The 19477-nt window shown below is 46.9% G+C and carries 20 protein-coding genes and 1 pseudogene; 12 read left to right on the top strand and 9 right to left on the bottom strand.

The features are described 5' to 3' along the window. Positions 1-181: 181 nt before the first annotated feature. The 6 genes and pseudogenes from yuzJ to pucR form a co-directional block, all read right to left on the bottom strand. The gene (gene yuzJ / locus MKY10_RS17435) at positions 182-313 is read right to left on the bottom strand and encodes a YhzE/YjcZ family sporulation protein YuzJ (protein ID WP_009968115.1); all 132 of its coding nucleotides are present in this window, start codon (positions 311-313) and stop codon (positions 182-184) included. A gap of 422 nt (positions 314-735) precedes the next feature. Beyond that, the gene (gene uraH, locus MKY10_RS17430; protein WP_048654921.1) at positions 736-1080 is read right to left on the bottom strand and encodes a hydroxyisourate hydrolase; all 345 of its coding nucleotides are present in this window, start codon (positions 1078-1080) and stop codon (positions 736-738) included. Then, positions 1080-2565, bottom strand: a pseudogene (gene pucL / locus MKY10_RS17425) (factor-independent urate hydroxylase). Before pucL ends, uraH begins: the two are co-directional and overlap by 1 nt. 12 nt (positions 2566-2577) lie before the next feature. Next, entirely contained in the window at positions 2578-3870 is a 1293-nt protein-coding gene (gene pucK, locus MKY10_RS17420) for a uric acid permease PucK (RefSeq protein WP_015251293.1), read from the bottom strand. A 5-nt stretch (positions 3871-3875) separates the two neighbouring features. After that, positions 3876-5225, bottom strand: a complete 1350-nt coding sequence (gene pucJ / locus MKY10_RS17415; RefSeq protein ID WP_048654920.1) for a uric acid permease PucJ — start codon at positions 5223-5225, stop codon at positions 3876-3878. Between the two features lie 144 nt (positions 5226-5369). Continuing rightward, complete coding sequence (gene pucR / locus MKY10_RS17410) at positions 5370-6965, bottom strand: purine catabolism transcriptional regulator PucR (protein ID WP_003244351.1); 1596 nt, start codon at positions 6963-6965, stop codon at positions 5370-5372. A 174-nt stretch (positions 6966-7139) separates the two neighbouring features. Here pucR and MKY10_RS17405 point away from each other — a divergent pair, with 174 nt between their 5' ends. From MKY10_RS17405 to yunB, 7 genes are all read left to right on the top strand, one after another. After that, positions 7140-8480: an allantoinase gene (locus tag MKY10_RS17405; protein WP_003243112.1), complete on the top strand. Its 1341-nt coding sequence runs from the start codon at positions 7140-7142 to the stop codon at positions 8478-8480. 96 nt (positions 8481-8576) lie between these two features. Further along, positions 8577-8924 (top strand): hypothetical protein, encoded by a 348-nt coding sequence (locus MKY10_RS17400; RefSeq protein WP_003242865.1) that lies wholly within the window; start codon positions 8577-8579, stop codon positions 8922-8924. Positions 8925-8961: 37 nt separating this feature from the next. After that, positions 8962-9810: a DUF72 domain-containing protein gene (locus MKY10_RS17395; protein WP_003243895.1), complete on the top strand. Its 849-nt coding sequence runs from the start codon at positions 8962-8964 to the stop codon at positions 9808-9810. A 17-nt stretch (positions 9811-9827) separates the two neighbouring features. Next, positions 9828-10649: a sulfite exporter TauE/SafE family protein gene (locus MKY10_RS17390; protein ID WP_003228670.1), complete on the top strand. Its 822-nt coding sequence runs from the start codon at positions 9828-9830 to the stop codon at positions 10647-10649. A gap of 19 nt (positions 10650-10668) precedes the next feature. Next, a complete protein-coding gene (locus tag MKY10_RS17385) occupies positions 10669-12057 on the top strand; it encodes a bifunctional UDP-sugar hydrolase/5'-nucleotidase (protein WP_003242525.1) in 1389 nt (462 codons plus the stop codon). Positions 12058-12121: 64 nt separating this feature from the next. Continuing rightward, entirely contained in the window at positions 12122-12427 is a 306-nt protein-coding gene (locus tag MKY10_RS17380; RefSeq protein WP_003242587.1) for a YunC family protein, read from the top strand. A gap of 72 nt (positions 12428-12499) precedes the next feature. Then, positions 12500-13264: a sporulation protein YunB gene (gene yunB, locus MKY10_RS17375; protein WP_009968113.1), complete on the top strand. Its 765-nt coding sequence runs from the start codon at positions 12500-12502 to the stop codon at positions 13262-13264. 27 nt (positions 13265-13291) lie between these two features. Here yunB and lytH read toward each other — a convergent pair whose 3' ends face one another. Then, a complete protein-coding gene (gene lytH / locus MKY10_RS17370; protein ID WP_015714649.1) occupies positions 13292-14272 on the bottom strand; it encodes an L-Ala--D-Glu endopeptidase in 981 nt (326 codons plus the stop codon). 234 nt (positions 14273-14506) lie between these two features. Between lytH and lipA the strand changes: the two genes are divergently transcribed. Then, on the top strand, positions 14507-15403 hold the full coding sequence (gene lipA / locus MKY10_RS17365) for a lipoyl synthase (RefSeq protein WP_003222888.1): 897 nt from the start codon (positions 14507-14509) through the stop codon (positions 15401-15403). A 15-nt stretch (positions 15404-15418) separates the two neighbouring features. On the opposite strand, the gene MKY10_RS17360 is transcribed toward lipA, so the two are convergent. Next, a complete protein-coding gene (locus tag MKY10_RS17360) occupies positions 15419-16051 on the bottom strand; it encodes a YhcN/YlaJ family sporulation lipoprotein (RefSeq protein ID WP_339225975.1) in 633 nt (210 codons plus the stop codon). 113 nt (positions 16052-16164) lie between these two features. On the opposite strand from MKY10_RS17360, the gene MKY10_RS17355 reads away from it, so the two are divergent. The 3 genes from MKY10_RS17355 to nucF are packed head-to-tail and all read left to right on the top strand — an operon-like array spanning position 16165 to position 17697. After that, positions 16165-16440 (top strand): YutD family protein, encoded by a 276-nt coding sequence (locus MKY10_RS17355; protein ID WP_003228682.1) that lies wholly within the window; start codon positions 16165-16167, stop codon positions 16438-16440. 23 nt (positions 16441-16463) lie between these two features. Then, positions 16464-16898, top strand: a complete 435-nt coding sequence (locus tag MKY10_RS17350) for a DUF86 domain-containing protein (protein ID WP_015251303.1) — start codon at positions 16464-16466, stop codon at positions 16896-16898. A 28-nt stretch (positions 16899-16926) separates the two neighbouring features. Further along, on the top strand, positions 16927-17697 hold the full coding sequence (gene nucF / locus MKY10_RS17345; protein ID WP_003243196.1) for a 5' nucleotidase NucF: 771 nt from the start codon (positions 16927-16929) through the stop codon (positions 17695-17697). 26 nt (positions 17698-17723) lie between these two features. Here the strand turns inward: nucF and MKY10_RS17340 are convergent, their stop codons facing one another. Continuing rightward, positions 17724-18224, bottom strand: coding sequence for a phosphatidylglycerophosphatase A (locus MKY10_RS17340; protein ID WP_003243814.1), 501 nt, complete (start codon positions 18222-18224; stop codon positions 17724-17726). A 152-nt stretch (positions 18225-18376) separates the two neighbouring features. On the opposite strand from MKY10_RS17340, the gene cotNH reads away from it, so the two are divergent. After that, on the top strand, positions 18377-19396 hold the full coding sequence (gene cotNH, locus MKY10_RS17335; RefSeq protein WP_014480751.1) for a spore coat-associated protein CotNH: 1020 nt from the start codon (positions 18377-18379) through the stop codon (positions 19394-19396). Positions 19397-19477: the final 81 nt, after the last annotated feature.

Below are 19477 nucleotides of genomic sequence, written 5' to 3'. Positions count from 1 at the left end.
CAGACAGCGCGATCAAGACGCAGAAGCGTTGTGGGAAAACACACGATAAATCTCGTAGAACTTGACAGCTTCTGGATTAGAAAAAGATTAGTGAACACATAGCAAAGACGCCATAAAAACTTCATATGGCGTCTGTCGGACAGGGAGGTGTTGGATACGGCGGAGGCAAGGAAAGTTAAACTTAATAATTAAAGATAGCTGCTCCAACAATGATCAACAAAATGAATAGCACCACGATCAAAGCGAAGGAGCTCCCGAAACCGTTTGAGTAACCAGAGTTTCCACTGTATCCACCAGAATTGTAGAATCCCATAATGTCACCTCCTTAGAGGAGATAGTATAAGATATGCCAACGATCATTTTCGACATAGATTTAAGTCTAAAAAAGAAAAAATGAATATTTTGTCTAAAGGTGTAAGAGAGAACGCGTTATCAAAACTATTAAAAACGCAGCAATTGTCTTCAGAGTATTTTTTCGAGAAAAAACGCGGTCTGTTTATAGGATTGGAGAAGGGAGCTCGGCTGCTAAGAGCTGACTTATTAGTTTGAAACCTCGATTTATAAATGAAAGGACTACAGGATATTTTTCTCGTAGGCAATTATCCTGAAAAATATAGGTGAATGTTTATTCTAGCTGTTGTTTCACTAAGTGTGGGGATCACTTCAAGTACTGTCCTAGGATCAAAAGTTTATTGAAGTGCAAATAGAAGCCCGCCGGTGAGGCGGGCTTCCTTCTTAACTCCCCCTATACACCTGATAACCAAACGGCGACAGCAAGAGCGGGATATGATAATGTGCATCTGGATCTGCTAGCTGAAAACGGACGGTGACTATGGTTAAAAACGGCTGGTCGACCGTATTCACGTTTTTATTCGCAAAATAGTCTCCTGCATGAAATTCCATCACATACTCTCCGGAAACCAGCTCTTCACCAGCCAGCAGAGGGACATTGGCTCTGCCGTCATTGTTAGTGTAAACCTCTTTCATAATACTTTCGCCCAGCCGCTTCACTTCAATTTTTACGTTCGCCGCTGGTTTGCCGCTGGTTAAATCTAAAATATGGGTTGTCAGTTTTCCCATCAGGCTTTCAGGCTCCGACATTTTTCAGCGGCTTTCTGTTTTTCTTTCTCGGCGTCTTCTCTTGTCACGGTAAAATGTTGGAAACCGTATGGCGGGCGCGGTTCGGTGTAGACTTTTCCTTTTGAGCCCGGGATTTCTTCGACAACCGTATCCCACGTGTGATTTTGAGATTGGAAGCTGACATCAGTGAGCTGCGGGAACCTCGCTAATATTCTGCAGCCGATATGATAGATTAGGTTTTGGATTGAAGGGGTTTCGAGCTCGTGAAAAACGGTGCTCGCTAAGTCGCGGACTTGTTCAGCCGCAACGTAGCGGGCTGGATCAAAAGCGTATGCGTCATTGGTATTTTCATATTGCCAGCTGATGTTTAAATAGACAAACAGCGGGCGGTTGCCGTCTTCCGGGAGAGTCGTATATTCGTCCCGGATGAAGCCGACGAAGGAGTTGCCGCTCACCTTGACGAGCTGAAGATCCATGATTTCGCTGTATTGCTCGGTAATCGTTATGGTATTCCCGCTTCGTTCTGCTTTCAGCACAGAGCGGCTTCGTTCATTACGCGATCTTCTGAAGACGAGGCGGCTTGTGCTGAGCTCTTTCTCCTCGTATGCAGGCATTGCTTCAAACGGAATGTCTTCGCCAGTCAGAGTGATCGTGTCCATATGAGAATAAGTATCTAAAAATCGGTGAGCTACATAGTGTAGGAACCCCTCGGTTGTCGTTCCTTCATAGGATGCGAGATGGCGCTGGATAAAGTTTTTCATTGAATCCGTTGCCACGACGAGAGTGTTGTCTCCGTCTGTAAATGATGGCAGGAAGGCTTCTCCGCCAATTTCGCATGTCACATCAACGCCGACAACGGTATTGCTTCTCCCGGCAAAAGATGATTCTGGGATTTGCTTCACTCCAGTGAGCGGTTTTAAAAACGTTCGGTATGCAAATACATTTCCTTTGCCATAAGACATGGTTCTTTTCATTTGCGTCTCTCCTTTTTCAGTTGATGATGTCAGCCAGACGAAAGCGGGCGATTCGGTAAATTTCTATAAGGGCCTGCTGGAACTCCGTTTCTCGTTCGCTCTCAAGCCTTGCCAGAAGGGCTTGGTGAATGTCCTGTTTCGTCTTTCCCTTCACCGCTAAAATAAAAGGAAAGCCGAAGCGATCATAATAGTGTTCATTCAGCTTGAGAAACTCCTCGTATTCCTGCTGTTCTAATTTGCTGAGCCCTGCGTTCTGCTGCTCTCGTACCGAGTCATCGCTCATTGTTTTCTTTGTTCCGAGCCGGGGATGCTTTTTGATTAAATCAAGCTGTGTCTCGCGATCCGCGGCTTTTACAATGCCAGTCATTTTGCGGTGAAGATCAGAAAGCGACGAAAACGGCCGTAGTGCTGCGGATCTCTCCGCAATCCATGAAGAGTGTTCAAAAATAGAGCCAAGTGTGTCTGTCAGTGTTTGTGTGTCCATTTGGTTCAGGTCATCCATTGTGAACATTGGCACCTTCCTTTACGTTTTTATGTCTGCGCCATTCGACTGTTTGGTTTGAAAAAAAGCGTGCAGTGCAATGGCCGTCAAACTGCCGATCACAATTCCGCTTCCTGCCAAGACAGAGGCCGCGCCCGGAAGAGATGAAAACAACGCGGGAACTGTTGTGGCGCCAAGCCCCAAGCTGACGGAAGAGGCGATAATCAGCAAGTTGCCTTGCGAATCAAGGTCAACGCTGGATAGCATTTTGATCCCGTAAGAAATGACCATGCCGAACATGACGATCATTGCGCCGCCGAGAACTGGGGTGGGGATCACTGTTGTCAGGGCCGCTGCTTTTGGAACCAGCCCGATCGCGATCAGTATGATTCCTGTGATGGCGATGACGTTGACACTTTTCATCTTTGAGAGCTGAACGATGCCGACATTCTGCGAGAAAGCTGTATAGGGAAACGCGTTAAATAAGCCGCCCAGCAAAATCGCAAGGCCTTCTGCCCGGTAGCCCTTTTCCAGATCCTTCTCCGACAGCCTGCGGTTTGTGATATCAGCGAGGGCAAAATAAACGCCTGTCGATTCAACGAGGCTGACAATCGCAACGAGAAGCATCGTGACAACAGCCGGCAGCTCAAAGGTTGGCGGTCCGAAATAAAACAGAGACGGGACATGAAGCCAAGACGCCTCCAAGACCTCAGAAAAATCGACCTTTCCCATGAAATATGCAGCCGCTGTTCCTGCGATAAGACCGAGTAAAATCGCTATGGAGCGGATAAAGCCGTTAAAAAAATAAAACAGCAATAAGATAAAAGCTGTGACGCCAAACCCGAGGAGCACGTTGTCCAGTGAGCCGAATTCTTTGCTTCCTTCACCCCCGGCCAGGTTATTCATTGCCGTTGGAATCAAGCTGATGCCGATGATCATGACGACTGATCCGGTTACGACAGGCGGAAAAAAACGGACAAGCTTCCCGAAGAAGCCCGCGGCTAAGACGACAATCAGTCCTGCGGCGATAATGGCACCATATATCGCTGGGACACCGTAAGTGCTGCCGATGGAAATCATCGGGCCGACTGCGGTAAACGTGCATCCGAGCACAACGGGAAGGCCGATGCCGAAATATCGGTTTCTCCAGAGCTGCAAAAGAGTTGCCGCCCCGCACATAAACAAATCAATCGCGATTAAATACGTCAGCTGCCCCGCATTCAGCCCGATCGCCGCTCCGACAATCAGCGGAACGAGAATGGCTCCCGCATACATGGCAAGCATGTGCTGAAGCCCCAGCATCATCAGCTGTAAGGCATTGTGCTGTTCCTTCATCTTTTTTACACCTCTTTTTCTAATACGAGTGTATGTTCTAATACCGGAAGTTCTGTTTTCTGAGCTGTTTTGTCTTTTTTGCCGCGCAAGCTGAAAAATAGATTCAAAAAGATAGCGGTCAGGCTGCCAGTGATGGTGCCGTCACTGACCAGAATCCGGATCGGAGCGGGGAATTCAGCAAAAATCCCGGGGGCCGTGCTGGCGCCGATGCCGAGTGCGATTGAGCATGCGATGGTCAGGAGGTGGTATTGATTTTTGAGATCCGCTGTGCTGAGCATTTTGACGCCGGAGGCAATCACCATGCCGAACATGACGACGGTCGCGCCGCCAAGTACAGCAGCAGGAACGGCAGATGCAAGGGCGGCAATCTTCGGAATCAGTCCGAGACAGACAAGGATACAGCCTGCGGTAACGACGATGTTTCTTGTTTTCACTTTGGTCAGCTGCAATAAGCCAGCGTTTTGCGCAAAGGTATTATAAGGAAAGGCATTGAACAGCCCGCCGATGAGAATGGCGATTCCTTCCGCTCGATAGCCTTTGACGAGATCTTTTTCAGTTAAAGGTCTGCCGCATATCTTTCCGATTGCGTAAAAAACGCCGGTTGATTCCACAATAATGACGATTCCGACGATCAGCATCGTTAAGATCGGACCGATTTCAAACGCAGGGGCTCCGAAGTAAAAAGGCCTCGGGATTTGGAAGAACGGTGCTTCTGTAACAGAAGAAAAGCTGACTTTGCCCATGATCACTGCTGCCGCTGTTCCGGCGGCGATGCCGATCAGAACGGACAGTGTTCGGGCAAATCCTTTGAGAAAGCGGTTGAGGACTAAGATCAGAACAAGGACACCGACAGAGAGAAGAAGGTTTTCGAGCGAACCGTATTCGGGGTTGGCGCTGCCGTTTATTTTTTCGCCGCCAGCCATATTTTTCACACCTGTTGGAACAAGTGAAAGGCCGATCAAGGTCACAACGGTACCTGTTACGACAGGAGGAAATAACACAGTCAGCTTGCCGAAAAAACGCGCAAACAAAAAGATGAACACACCGGCCGCAATGATGGAACCATAAATCGCGTGAATGCCGTAATTGCTGCCGATTGCAATCATTGGGGTGACGGCCACAAATGAACTGCCAAGCATGACGGGAAGCCCGATGCCGATGTATGTTCCGCGCAAGGTTTGCAAAAGCGTAGCGACGCCGCATGTTAACAGGTCAATCGCCAATAGGTAGGACAGCTGTTCAGTTGTTACATTCAGCGCCCTGCCGACAAGCAGGGGCACCAAAATCGCACCTGCATACATGGCGAGCACATGCTGCAGGCTAAGTGTAAACACCTTAAACGATCTTTTTTTCACTATAGTCCCTCCCTGTATGTGAACTTTAGTAACATAATATCGTTCCGGTCGAGGGGTGTCATTGGATACAGTAGCTGAAAAAGACAGGTGTGATTGCTGAAAGTGACGAAAAACGATTCGTTTTGTAAGAAAATGTAACAAACTTTAGCTGATCAGCCGCTGCATACGTAATGCAAGCCGCAAACGCATCGTTGTTTCAGGATCTTTTAAGCTTTTCCCCAGAAGCTCTTCGCATTTTTCAAGGCGGTATATGACCGTATTGCGATGAACGTACAGACGCTTTGCCGTCTCTGAAATTTGGCAGTGTGTCTCTAAATAGACGGAAAGCGTATGAAGCAGGCTTTGATCCTCCTGCTGTTTTTCAGCGAGGCTCTGAAGCGTGGAGTTGTAAAATTTCTTCAAATCCTCAACTGGGAGCAAGCGCAGAAGCTCAGGCACATCTTTGGCGTGATACACCTGGATAAATGCGGTGCTTCTTGACAAATGCCCCGATTGCAGAGCATCAGAAGCTTCTGTGAAAGCGTCGGGAACATCAATGAGCTTTTGGCAGATATTGCTGATGCCAAAGGACACGGTTCGTTTAAATTGAGCGCTGACCTGTGTTTGAAACTGTTCTAAAAAGCTGATCACCGAGGCGTGCATTTCACTCCAGCTGTCTGTCGCCTCGATTAGAATAATGCCGACATTTCCTTTCATAAAGAAGTGAGGTGGAAACGGGAAGGCTGATAATTCACCTTCAAGAAATTCGAATACGCTGTCGGAAGCGAGCTGATTTTCTGTAAAGCTGATTGATTCGTCATTGCGATCGAGTTTGCCGGCGATGCACATGTATTTTTGATCCCAGCGCAGCTTGAATTCTTTCGCCCGGTTTTTGATTTCGTCATCTGAAGAAAAGGTCCGCTCAATAAAATTGTTGAAAAACTCATTGCGGGCCCGCCGGCTGAACTGCTTCAGCGCATTTTCCTTCAGCAGTTCAAAGGAAATGACGTTGGCCGCTTGTTCAATCGTGAGGATCAATCCTTTGTCGCCTGCCTGCACCATGTCGGGTATCAGCAGGTAGCCGCAGTTTTTTTCGTGATTATAAATAGGCAGGACAGAATATGTTTTCTGATCTGAGATTGTAGAGAAACAAGTGAAAAATGGCCCGGATACGGTATTCAGGGTGCCTTTCAGCTTTTCGGTCTCAACTGAAATCTGATGAGACGCAGACAGCATTTTGGCATGCTGGTCAAGCAGCAGCACGGGAAGCTGAAGGATGTCTGACACCTTTTTGAGGAGGGATTGCAGCCCCTTGCCGCTCATAATGTGGTTTGTGAATTTTTTGTGCGCGTAAATGGCTTGCTGCAGCTCGTTAGAACGCATATCGAGAATATGGCTGAGTGTGGCATTCACAATATCGCCGAGTCGGATGTGTTCCGGAAGCTCAATGATCGGAAACGCATATGAATCGGCCAGTTCGATGATTTCCTTCGGGATATCTTCCAGATAGCGCTTTGTTTTAATGCCGAGGCCCGCGCAGCCGCGTTTTGCCATTTGCCGAATCAGTTCAGATAATTGATGCGGGTGATCCTTCAGGTGATAGGCGGTGGTGACGAGCAATTCATTCTTATGCAAAAAGTCTACGATATCCGGAGCGTCCATCATATTGACATGCTGAACCTCTCTTTCCCCTCCTGCTTTTCCAGCGATTAAATTGGCGTTTTCAAAAGCCGGTATTTTCATCACATCAAGAATATTCATAGCGCATTCTCCTTTTCTATAAAAACATTGGTTAAGGTGAATAATTTTCAATAGGAATTCTAGCGGTTTTGCTGATGTAATACGATCATAGTAGCAGTAAACTGTTGAAAATAGAACTGGTTGTGTTACATAAACTGACATGGAAAATCGTCATCCTGACATGGGGGGATCAATATGGCTTACGATATGGTGATAAAAGGTGCGAAGGCAGTTACGCCAGATGGCGTTATAGAAGCTGATATTGTAGTTCAAAACGGTGTCATTGCCGAGATAGGTTCTGACATTGAAGCAAGCGGGACGGAAATCATCCAGGCAGACGGGAAATACGTGTTTCCTGGTGTGATAGATTGCCATGTTCATTTTAATGAACCGGGCAGGGAGGATTGGGAGGGGTTTGAAACAGGTTCTCAAATGATGGCCGCAGGCGGTTGCACTACCTATTTTGATATGCCGCTCAACTGTATTCCATCAACCGTGACGGCAGAGCATCTTCTCGCAAAAGCTGAGCTAGGCAGGCAAAAATCTGCCGTGGATTTTGCGCTATGGGGCGGCCTTGTGCCAGGCCATATCGAGGACATCCGTCCGATGGCTGAAGCGGGAGCGATCGGGTTTAAAGCGTTTTTATCAAAGTCAGGCACTGATGAGTTCCGCTCTGTTGATGAACGGACATTGCTCAAAGGCATGGCAGAAATCGCGGCTGCAGGAAAAATCCTCGCTCTCCACGCGGAAAGCGACGCGATCACAAGCTACTTGCAGATGGTTTTGGCCAATAAAGGAAAGGTGGATGCGGATGCGTACGCCGCCTCCCGCCCGGAGGAAGCAGAAGTTGAAGCGGTGTATCGCACGATTCAGTATGCGAAGGTGACAGGCTGTCCGGTTCATTTTGTCCATATCAGCACGGCGAAAGCGGTCCGGCTGATCAGAGAGGCGAAACAGGAAGGTCTTGATGTTTCGGTTGAAACATGTCCGCATTATGTCTTGTTCAGCCATGACGATTTACGGCAAAGGGGCTCTGTCGCAAAATGCGCGCCTCCGCTCCGGTCACGGCAATCAAAAGAGACGCTGATCGAGACGCTCATTGCCGGGGACATTGACATGGTTTCCTCAGACCATTCCCCTTGCCGTCCATCCTTGAAGCGGGAGGATAACATGTTTTTATCATGGGGCGGAATCAGCGGCGGGCAGTTCACTTTATTAGGAATGCTGGAACTGGCGCTTGAGCATCAGATTCCATTTGAAACCATCGCAGAATGGACAGCGGCGGCCCCTGCAAAACGATTCGGCCTTCAGAAAAAAGGGCGGCTTGAGGCGGGGTGTGATGCAGATTTCGTGCTCGTCAGCATGGAGCCGTACACTGTTACAAGAGAATCGATGTTTGCAAAGCATAAAAAAAGCATTTACGAAGGACATACATTTCCCTGCAGCATTTCGGCCACTTACAGCAAAGGCCGGTGCGTGTACAATGATGGGGAAAAAGTCACTGAAATTGACGGAGCTCTGGTCGTTCCTTCGTAAGCCCGGCGGATTTTACCGCCGGGTTTTTTGATTTCCTCCGTTCTAGTTTTTAAAATCTCATCAACGTGGTATCTTTTTTTAAAGGAGGCGGAGGCAATGGAGCATGTCAAATACATACTTAAGCAATCCTGGTCGCGCCATTCGAGCTCTAAATGGACGGAAGAATGCCCGTCATGCGGCCAATGCGGCGTGACGGCATTGGTGATTCAAGACCATTTCGGCGGCACGATTTTCAAAACAAGAGTCGATGAGAGCTGGCATTTTTATAACAGCATCAATGGTGTGGTGTACGATTTTACGAGTGAGCAGTTTCAGGCGCCTATTGAATATCAGCACATTCCTTCCTCAAGAGAAGAGGCGTTTTTAGATACGAATGAGGAACAATATCAGCATTTGCGTGAGGCATTTTCCCGCCATATGAACAGCATTTCCGAGGAAACCTGAAAACACGTGTGATAAACTGGAAGAGAGGTGAATGAGTGTGATTTATATCGGACTGACGGGATGGGGGGATCATGACAGCATCTATCCGCCGAAAACGGCCAGCCAGAAAAAATTGCAGGCCTATTCCTCCCATTTTCCGATCGTGGAATTAGACGCGAGCTTTTACGCGATTCAGCCGGCGCGCAATAATGAAAAGTGGGTGAAGGAAACGCCCGAAACCTTCCAATTTATCGTGAAAGCATATCAGGGCATGACAGGGCATCAGCGCGGCGAAATTCCCTTTGACTCAAAAGAGGAGATGTTTGATGCGTTTAAGGTGTCTTTAACGCCATATTTACATAGCAATAAGCTCGCCATGGTGCTGTTTCAATTTCCGCCGTGGTTTGACTGCAAGAAGGAGAATGTCGCCTATTTGAGATGGTGTAAGCACCAAATGGGAGATATTCCTTGCGCGCTTGAATTCAGAAACCGTTCCTGGTTCTCGCCGCCATTTTATGAGCAGACGCTTTCATTTATGAAAGCGGAAGGCTGGATTCACAGTGTCTGTGATGAACCGCAAATCGGAGAAGGCAGCGTTCCGACCGTGTTGCGCGCGACCGATGAAAACAAAACGCTCGTCAGGTTTCACGGACGCAACAAGCAGGGCTGGATGAAGCCTGATGGCGGGAAAAACTGGCGGGAGGTCAGGTACTTATACCGCTACAACCAACAGGAGCTGGAGGATTGGAAAAAGCACCTGAATGAATTGCAGCAGCAATGTAAGGATGTTTTTGTCCTGTTCAACAACAATTCCGGCGGTGACGCTGCGGATAATGGCAAGCAGATGCTTGAACTGCTTGATATCGAGTACAGCGGACTTGCTCCGAGACAGCTCGATTTATTTTAGAAAAGAGGTTTTTAATGATGTCGTTTGTGATTTTGGTCGTCCTGGGATTAATCGCAGGTACGGTAGGAAGTCTGATCGGGCTTGGCGGCGGAATTGTCATTGTGCCATCTCTGATGTTTTTAAGCACAGTGACGCAGCTGTTTCAGGATGTGACGCCGCAGGTTGCGATTGGAACTTCGCTTTTGGTCATTATTTTTACGGGCCTTTCTTCAACTTTGGCTTATATTAAATATAAAACAGTTGATTATAAGAGCGGGCTCATTTTCTTTATCGGTTCGGGTCCCGGCAGCATGATCGGGGCTTACGTGTCAAAGCTGTTCAATTCAAACTCGTTTTCCGTTTGGTTTGGCATTTTTATGATTCTGATTTCATTATCCTTAATGCTGAAAGCGAAAGCCCGGCCAATCAACAAAGCGCACAAAGGAATTATCCGGACATTTCAGGATGATGCCGGTGAGCCTTATACGTACTCATATCAGGCCTCTGTCGGTATTGCCATTGCCTTTGTTGTCGGTTTTTTAGGCGGACTTTTCGGTATAGGCGGCGGATCACTGATGGTTCCGGCGATGATGCTGTTATTTCTGTTTCCGCCGAAGGTTGCGGTGGCAACGTCCATGTTTATTATTTTCCTGTCTTCTATGACAGGGTCTGTTTCACATATGATTTCCGGGCACGTCAATTGGCTGTACGCCCTCGCGCTTGTGCCCGGCGCTTGGTTCGGCGGAAAGCTTGGCGCCGCCATCAACAGAAAAATGCAGACGAAAACGATCGTTATGATCATGCGGATCGTATTGATTTTGATCGGCTGCCAGCTCATTTATGAAGGCATTTTCAGCTGAACGATTAGGGAGAGATATTATGAAGGAGAAGCTCCGCTTATATCATACAAATGATTTGCACAGCCATTTTGAAAACTGGCCGAAAATTGTAGATTATATCGAGCAGAAAAGAAAAGAGCATCAGTCAGACGGCGAAGAGACGCTCGTTTTTGATATTGGCGATCATCTTGATCGTTTTCAATTCGTGACAGAGGCGACATTCGGAAAAGCGAATGTCGATCTCTTAAACCGCCTTCACATTGATGGAGCGGCGATCGGCAATAACGAAGGGATTACGCTTCCGCATGAAGAGCTTGCTGCCTTATATGATCATGCTGAATTTCCTGTCATCGTCTCTAACCTGTTTGATAAAAATGGAAACCGTCCGTCCTGGGCGGTGCCTTACCATATCAAATCATTGAAAAACGGTATGTCCATTGCTTTCTTAGGTGTAACTGTGCCGTATTATCCTGTATATGACAAGCTGGGATGGACAGTTACGGATGCCCTTGAAAGCATAAAGGAAACCATTCTGGAAGTGAAAGGGCAGGCTGATATTATCGTTCTGCTGTCACATTTAGGCATTCTTGATGATCAAGCAGTGGCTGAAGCGGTGCCTGAGATTGATGTAATCCTCGAATCACATACCCATCATTTGCTCGAAGATGGACAAGTGGTTAATGGGGTACTGCTGGCCAGCGCCGAGAAATACGGGCATTATGTCGGCTGTGTAGAAATCACGGTGGACAGCGTACAGCGAAGCATCAACAGCAAAACGGCTTCTGTGCAGAACATGGCGGAATGGACAGGAGAATCCGCAGAAACTAAAGCGTTTCTCAATGAAAAAGAACGTGAAGCCGAGGAGAAACTGTCCGATGCCGTTGCAGAGCTTGCACAAGATGCTGAGGTGAAGTGGTTTGAAGAATCAGAGCTGCCTTTGCTTTTGGCATACGCCTTAAAGGAATGGTGCGAGACGGACATCAGTATGGTCAATTCAGGTGTCATTCTCGGTCCGCTAAAAGCAGGTCCTGTGACAAAGCTGGATCTGCACCGCATCTGTCCGCATCCGATCAACCCGGTGGCTGTCCGCCTGACGGGAGAAGAACTGAAGGAAACCATTGTCCATGCCGCTTCCGAACAAATGGAGCAGCTCCGGATCAAAGGACTCGGCTTCCGCGGAGAAGTGATGGGGAAAATGGTGTATGCCGGCGTTGAGGTAGAAACGAAACGGCTCGATGACGGGATCACCCACGTCACTCGGATCACACTGAACGGGGAAGATATTGAAAAACATAAACAATACTCCGTTGCGGTGCTTGATATGTTTACGCTCGGCAAACTGTTTCCGTTGATTCGCGACGCTGCAGAAAAAGAATATTTTATGCCGGAATTTTTGCGGGATCTGCTTGCTTGGAAGCTTGCACAATAAGGCAGTCAGCCCACAACAAGCTGTGCCCTTCATCATAAAGTGATGAATGAAGGGAGTGGTTGACGTGGTAAACCTGACACCGATCATGATAGAAGGACAGCCTTTTACAGCTGTGACAGTAAAGCTTCCCAAAACGAATTTTATGGCCGTCGCCAATGATCACGGATACATTATGTGCGGCGCGCTTGATGTGGCGCTGCTGAATGAAAAATTAAAGGAGCGCGGCATCGTGGCGGGACGCGCAGTTGGTGTCCGCACCATTGACCAGCTGTTAGACGCACCTTTAGAATCCGTCACGTACGCTGCGGAAGATCTTGGCATCAAAGTCGGCATGAGCGGCAGAGAAGCGCTTTTAAAAATGATGAAATAAAATAAATTGGCCCCGGCTATTACTATGTCCCCTCTTACAAGCATACATTGTGATATGTAAGGGGGGATTTTCTTGCCAAGATATCGCGGCCCTTTTCGCAAGAGAGGACCTTTGCCTTTCCGTTACGTGATGCTCCTGTCCGTTGTCTTTTTTATCCTGTCAACAACGGTCAGCCTTTGGATGATCAATGGCTCGATCAAACCTGTTTTAATGGACATCGGCGAGATGGAAACGAAGCGTATAGCGACAGAGGTGATCCAGGATTCGATTGAGGACTATATGTCTGACAGTGAAAATATGAAAGATATGTTTCAAATGAATTCTGATGAAAACGGAAACTTAACGACAATCGATTTTAATACACAGGTTGTAAACAGTGTGAAAACAAAAGTGACAAAGCAGCTTCAGGCTCATTTGAAAGAGATGGAAACCCATACCGGACACAGCGGCGCCAGTGAAAACATTATGATCAACATTCCGCTGGGACAGGTAACCGGCAACAGCCTTCTTGGAAACCTCGGGCCGAAAATCCCGGTCCGGTTCAATTTAATCGGTGACGCTTTTACAGATGTCAAAACCAAAATCAAGCCGTATGGCATAAATAACGCACTTATTGATATCAGCATCTTTGTCGAAATTAAAGTGAAGGTCATCATTCCATTTGCCAGCAAAACCGCTGTCGTCACAAATAATGTTCCTGTATCGATTAAAGCAGTGCAGGGCGAAGTGCCGCAGTTTTATAATGGAAGCGGCGGCTCGGGTGTCACGCCTTCTGTCCAGCTTCCGAGCAGCAAAGAAAACGGTGCCGATTCAAAAAAAGAAAAAAGCAGCAAATAAGCCGCCTGTTGAAGAGGCGGCTTTTTGTTACTTCTTTTTTTGGTATTCATATCGCTCCCACGCCCTCAAATGCGGGTATGGATCAAATGACCATTCGGTTCTTCCGTTATCTTTGTACATGCCATAGTGCAGATGCGGCGGGAACTTCCCGGCGGTTCCCGGCGGGCCGTATCCGGAGCTGCCGACTGATCCGATCACTTGGCCAGGCTCAACGATTTGTCCTGTTTTAATCCCTTTGGCAAACCCATTGAGATGGGCAAAATAATGATACGTATTGTTAATGTCCCTGATGCCGATTCTCCATCCTCCGAAGCGGTTCCAGCCCTTCATTTCAACTACGCCGTAACATGTGGATTTGACAGGAAGGCCGTAATGGGCAAAGATATCCGTACCTTCATGAATCCGCCTTCCTCCGAAGCCGCGGGCATCTCCCCACGTGCTTCGATAGCTGTAATCGGTTCTGATCGGAAGCGGGAATGCATGCTCGCCCAGATCAATATGGCCGTAGGCTTTAAACAGCTTCATGAATTCAGATATGATCCCCACTGTCTGATCACGCCGGTAATAATTCCAAAGCCCGATCCGGATGTTGTCTTCATCTGTGCCATACGACAGTAAGTATTGGCTGAACGTATACAAAATATCTTCATCGTTGCTGACCTCGGCTTTCCCGTCTCCATCGCCATCCATTCCGATTCCGTCAAACACTTTAATGCTTAACGGCGCATCGTCTTTCGGATTCGGGTTTTCAGGCCCGCTCCAGATGTCATCGGGTATATAGATGCTGATGATTCCCGCCTTGTCAGGCAGATCTTTCCGGTTGCTCCGCACGTTTTCTTCGTATTGATCAACAGCGGCGAGCGCATACCAAGGGATCTGCGTCACAGCTTCGATTTTATGATATAATTCCATCCGTTTCGACAGCACTGGATCTGAAAGTTTTTTTCCAGACGCAGAAGGCTCAAATGCAAACAAAAGGAGAAGAAGAGCGGATAACAAAACTTTCACAAAATAATCTCCTTTCATATTGAATACACATAGTTTGCGGCAACCCGGCTTAAAAATGTCAGTAATCATCTTCCCTTGTCGAGAAATTTTTCCTATGTTAAAGTGTCTAAAGAAAAGACTTTCTTTAGTTAGAAAAACATTATTTTTGTTGCAGAACTAAAATCTGCACCTTTCTCGTTTTCAGAATGTTTCGTGTCAGAAATTGAGTATATTGGATATTGGAGATGATGGGAATTGGCAAAGAAAGACGAACACCTCAGAAAGCCCGAATGGCTTAAAATTAAATTAAATACAAATGAAAACTATACAGGGCTCAAAAAACTCATGCGGGAAAACAACCTTCATACCGTATGCGAAGAAGCAAAATGTCCGAATATTCATGAATGCTGGGCTGTCAGACGTACAGCGACATTTATGATTTTAGGTTCTGTTTGTACAAGAGCATGCCGTTTCTGTGCTGTCAAAACAGGCCTTCCAACTGAGCTTGACCTGCAAGAGCCGGAACGGGTAGCGGATTCAGTCGCGCTTATGAATCTGAAGCACGCGGTTATTACGGCTGTTGCGCGTGACGATCAGAAAGATGGAGGGGCAGGCATTTTCGCGGAAACTGTCCGTGCGATCCGCAGAAAAAGCCCGTTCACAACAATTGAGGTGCTGCCGTCTGATATGGGCGGAAACTACGATAACCTAAAAACCTTAATGGATACACGCCCAGACATCCTGAATCACAATATCGAAACGGTTCGCCGCCTGACGCCAAGAGTCCGTGCGCGTGCGACGTACGACCGTTCATTGGAATTTTTGCGCCGTGCGAAGGAAATGCAGCCTGACATTCCGACAAAATCAAGTATCATGATCGGGCTCGGCGAAACAAAAGAAGAGATTATTGAAGTAATGGACGACCTCTTGGCGAACAACGTGGATATTATGGCAATCGGCCAATATCTGCAGCCGACGAAGAAACACTTGAAAGTCCAAAAATACTACCATCCTGATGAATTTGCAGAATTAAAAGAAATCGCGATGCAAAAAGGCTTCAGCCATTGTGAAGCCGGTCCGCTTGTCCGTTCCTCTTACCATGCGGATGAACAAGTAAACGAAGCATCTAAAAAGCGTCAAGCACAAGCATAATGCCAAAACGCCAGATTATCTGGCGTTTTTGTCATTCCTATCGATTTTCATGTCCTGACGCGTTTCTCCATTGGCATTTTCATTCTCTGAGACAGGGCTTCCTTGCGGGGAGGTTTTCATTTCTTGAATCGTCCCCGACATGATCTCTCTGATATCCCTTGAACCAGAGCCGAGATTGCTGTAATTTTCGACGGATTGCATATGGTTTGGATTATCGGAAATATACACGTGATAGTATCGCGGTATCACGGAGGCCGCTGTTTTTTTCACCTGATCGGCGGTCAGCTCCCGGTTTTTAGAATCGGTTTTGTATACGACAAGCGCTTCTCGGTCAGTCACCAATGTCGCAGTATCTTGAATATGGGGGAGCTGAACCGTTAAACTTGATATCATGTGAGCGGTTTCTTCCCGGTTCATCACCGGCGTTTTCTGCTGGTCTCCGTCAAATTGTTCTCTTTGATAGCGGACATAGCCAAATTGTTCGTTCTCATTATGCCTGTTAAAAGCCTCGTTGCGGTCCGACACATGAATGGGTTTGGTTTGATTCTGCGTCTGATTCCGGACATTTTGGGCATTATCCAATCCTGCGCCTCCGCACCCGGATAATAGTCCGGTTAGCAGGAAGAGGCTGACAGCGGTTCGTTTCATTTATCAATCCCTCCTCATGTGTAGGGTAGCCAAATCGCATGATTTATTCTTTAGCAATTGATGGGGACGGGGCAATGAATTATGATAGGAATGAGTGAAAAAGAGGTGAGATCATGATTCTTATTCAAAATGCCGAATTTGAATTGGTGCACAATTTCAAAGACGGCTTCAACGAAGAGGCTTTTAAAGCCCGCTACTCCGATATATTAAATAAATACGATTATATTGTGGGAGACTGGGGATACGGTCAGTTAAGGCTCAAGGGCTTCTTTGACGACCAGAATCAAAAAGCAACCTTCGAAACGAAAATCAGCACATTAGATGAATATATTTACGAATACTGCAATTTCGGCTGTGCGTATTTTGTCTTGAAACGGATCAGAAAATAAATATACACAAAGGGGATGCTGTCATGTATTTTGTTGACAGAAGCAAAATCGAGAAAACACTAGGGTTCTTCGAGCACCAGCTGGCGCTATTTGACTCACAAACAGACTGGCAATCTGAAATCGGGGAATTGGCACTTCAGCGTATAGGCCATCTGTTAATCGAATGCATTTTGGATACAGGCAATGATATGATTGACGGCTTTATTATGCGGGACCCGGGCAGCTATGACGACATTATGGATATACTTGTTGATGAGAAAGTTGTCACGGAAAAAGAGGGTGCTGAGCTCAAGAAATTGATCGCCTACCGTAAAACGTTGGTTCAACAGTATCTGCTCGCTGACAGCGGCGAGCTTTACAGGCTGATCAAGGCGCATCAAACAGCTCTTCAGGACTTCCCGAAACGGATCAGAAGCTATTTGGAAACAGAGCTAGGACCTGTTTCTGCGTTTAAATAACAACTGGAAAGCCACAGGAGTGTTGGATATGAAAACATATAAAGGGTATTTAATTGATTTAGACGGAACGATGTACAATGGCACGGAAAAAATCGAGGAAGCGTGTGAATTTGTCAGAACGCTGAAAGATCGCGGCGTTCCTTATCTTTTCGTGACAAACAACTCTTCGCGCACACCGAAGCAGGTAGCGGACAAGCTCGTGTCTTTTGATATTCCGGCAACAGAAGAGCAGGTCTTCACGACCAGCATGGCAACTGCCCAGCACATTGCACAGCAGAAAAAAGACGCGTCTGTGTATGTGATTGGGGAGGAAGGAATCCGCCAGGCGATTGAAGAAAACGGCCTGACATTTGGCGGAGAAAACGCGGATTTTGTCGTTGTTGGCATCGACCGTTCCATTACATACGAAAAATTTGCTGTCGGCTGCCTGGCAATCAGAAATGGCGCCCGCTTTATTTCCACTAACGGAGATATTGCGATTCCGACTGAAAGAGGGCTCCTGCCGGGAAACGGCTCACTGACATCGGTGTTAACCGTATCTACAGGTGTACAGCCTGTATTTATCGGCAAGCCGGAATCAATTATTATGGAGCAGGCGATGCGCGTTCTCGGCACAGATGTGTCTGAAACACTTATGGTCGGCGACAACTACGCCACTGATATTATGGCCGGCATTAACGCGGGTATGGATACGCTGCTCGTTCACACAGGCGTAACGAAAAGAGAACATATGACAGACGATATGGAAAAACCGACTCACGCCATTGACTCTCTGACTGAATGGATTCCATACATTTGAAAAAAGGGCGCCCTAAAAGGGTGCCCTTATTCTGTATGCCGCGCGCGGTGAGCAAGTCTGCTTGAAGCCGCGGCGGAAATCGCTCCGACGATGTCATCTAAAAAGGTATGGCATTCACCGGTTGATTTATCATTCAATCGTTTAAGGATTCCGGGTTTTTCTTTGTCGATGTAACCGTAGTTCGTAAACCCGATCGATCCGTAAATGTTCACAATGGAAAATGCCAGAACTTCATCTACTCCATATAGGCTTTCATCTATTTCCAGCATCGTTTGCAGCGGTTCAGACAGTTTTTTCTGCTCAGCAAGAACATCCAATTCAATGCCCGTTAAAATCGCGTTTTGCACCTCGCGTTTTGCGAGAACACGATTGACGTTCAGCGTGCATTCATCAATGGTTAAATCCGGATGATATTTTTTCTGCAGAAAAAAGACAAGCTCGGCAATGTCTGATACCTCAACGCCGCGCTCCTTCATCCGTGCTCTTGCTTTAGCTTCCATCTGACTGAATTGTTCGTTTTCTGACATCAGCTTCACCCAATCTTTTTTACTAGTTTATACAAAATGCTTGAGAAGTTTACGACTTTTTCTTGCGCCTTCTTCGGATTAAAATATGTATTCATAATTCCGGCTGTGTATGACTACGATGTGATGAGCCCTAATTCAACAGGCAGGTGATCATGGTGAAAGGTACAATAAAAGAAAAATACGGCATTCACATCAGGCAGCTTTCCATGTACCAGCACACATATCAATGCTTTCAGACGCCTAATTCATACTTTCTGATTGTCCCCGTTTCCCAATTCTCAGAAACAGAGCTGGCGGAGCTTTATTACATGAGTCAGTATTTACAAGAACAAAGTGACCCATACGTTTCGGTTTTTATCTTTACAAAAGAAGGTGAACTGACATTTGAACATGAGGGAAAAACGTACGCTCTGCTGAAGGCGGCCCCCCCTTATTCAAACAGGGCGTTCTCCATTGGAGCGGAGCTTGCGGAATTTCACCGAAAAGGCCGAGGATATCCATATGAGGTGAAGGCGGCCGGAAGAATCGGCCAGTGGAAGGATCTGTGGGGAAAACGAATTGATCAGCTGGAAGCATTTTGGCAGAGAAAGGTTCAGACCCCTCCGCATGAGCCATTCGATAAAAAAATGATCGAATCATTTCCATATTATTTAGGACTGTCAGAAAACGCGATACAATATTTAGTGGACACTGAGCTGGATGACAAGCCCCAAGCCGCTGATTCAGGAACGATATGCCATCAGCGGATGGAAAGGCATACATGGTCACCGGAATCATTGATCAGGATTCCGGCGGATTGGGTGTTTGACCACGCTTCCCGTGATTTGGCTGAATATATGAGGCATACGTTTTTGCATCACAGACAAGATTTTAATCAGCAGGGCTTTCTCTTTTTACAGGAATACGAGCAAGTCACACCGCTGTCTTCATTTTCGAAACGCCTTTTATACAGCCGTCTGCTTTTCCCGCTTCATTATTTTGAAATCGTAGAAAGCTATTACATGTCATCAGAATCAGAAAAGCATTATTTTGAAGAACAGCTTAACTTCATTCTTAATGACTGTGGGCGTTATGAACAATTTCTCAATACAGCGCAGGAATTCATGAATATGCGGGCGCAGAAGCTGTTTGTTCCACGCGTCAGCTGGCTCGGCAAAGGCAGCTCAGGGTGAGGAGAAAATCTGACAAAAATAATTAGAAAATAAAGAATCTTGTCATATCAATGCGTTAAGCGTTTACATTCGCAAAATTCA

This window comes from Bacillus sp. FSL P4-0290 (assembly GCF_037975435.1).
GTDB classification, from domain to species: Bacteria; Bacillota; Bacilli; order Bacillales; family Bacillaceae; genus Bacillus; species Bacillus subtilis.
Note: the sequence above shows the minus strand (reverse complement) of the source record. Positions and strands in the feature narration are given on the sequence as shown.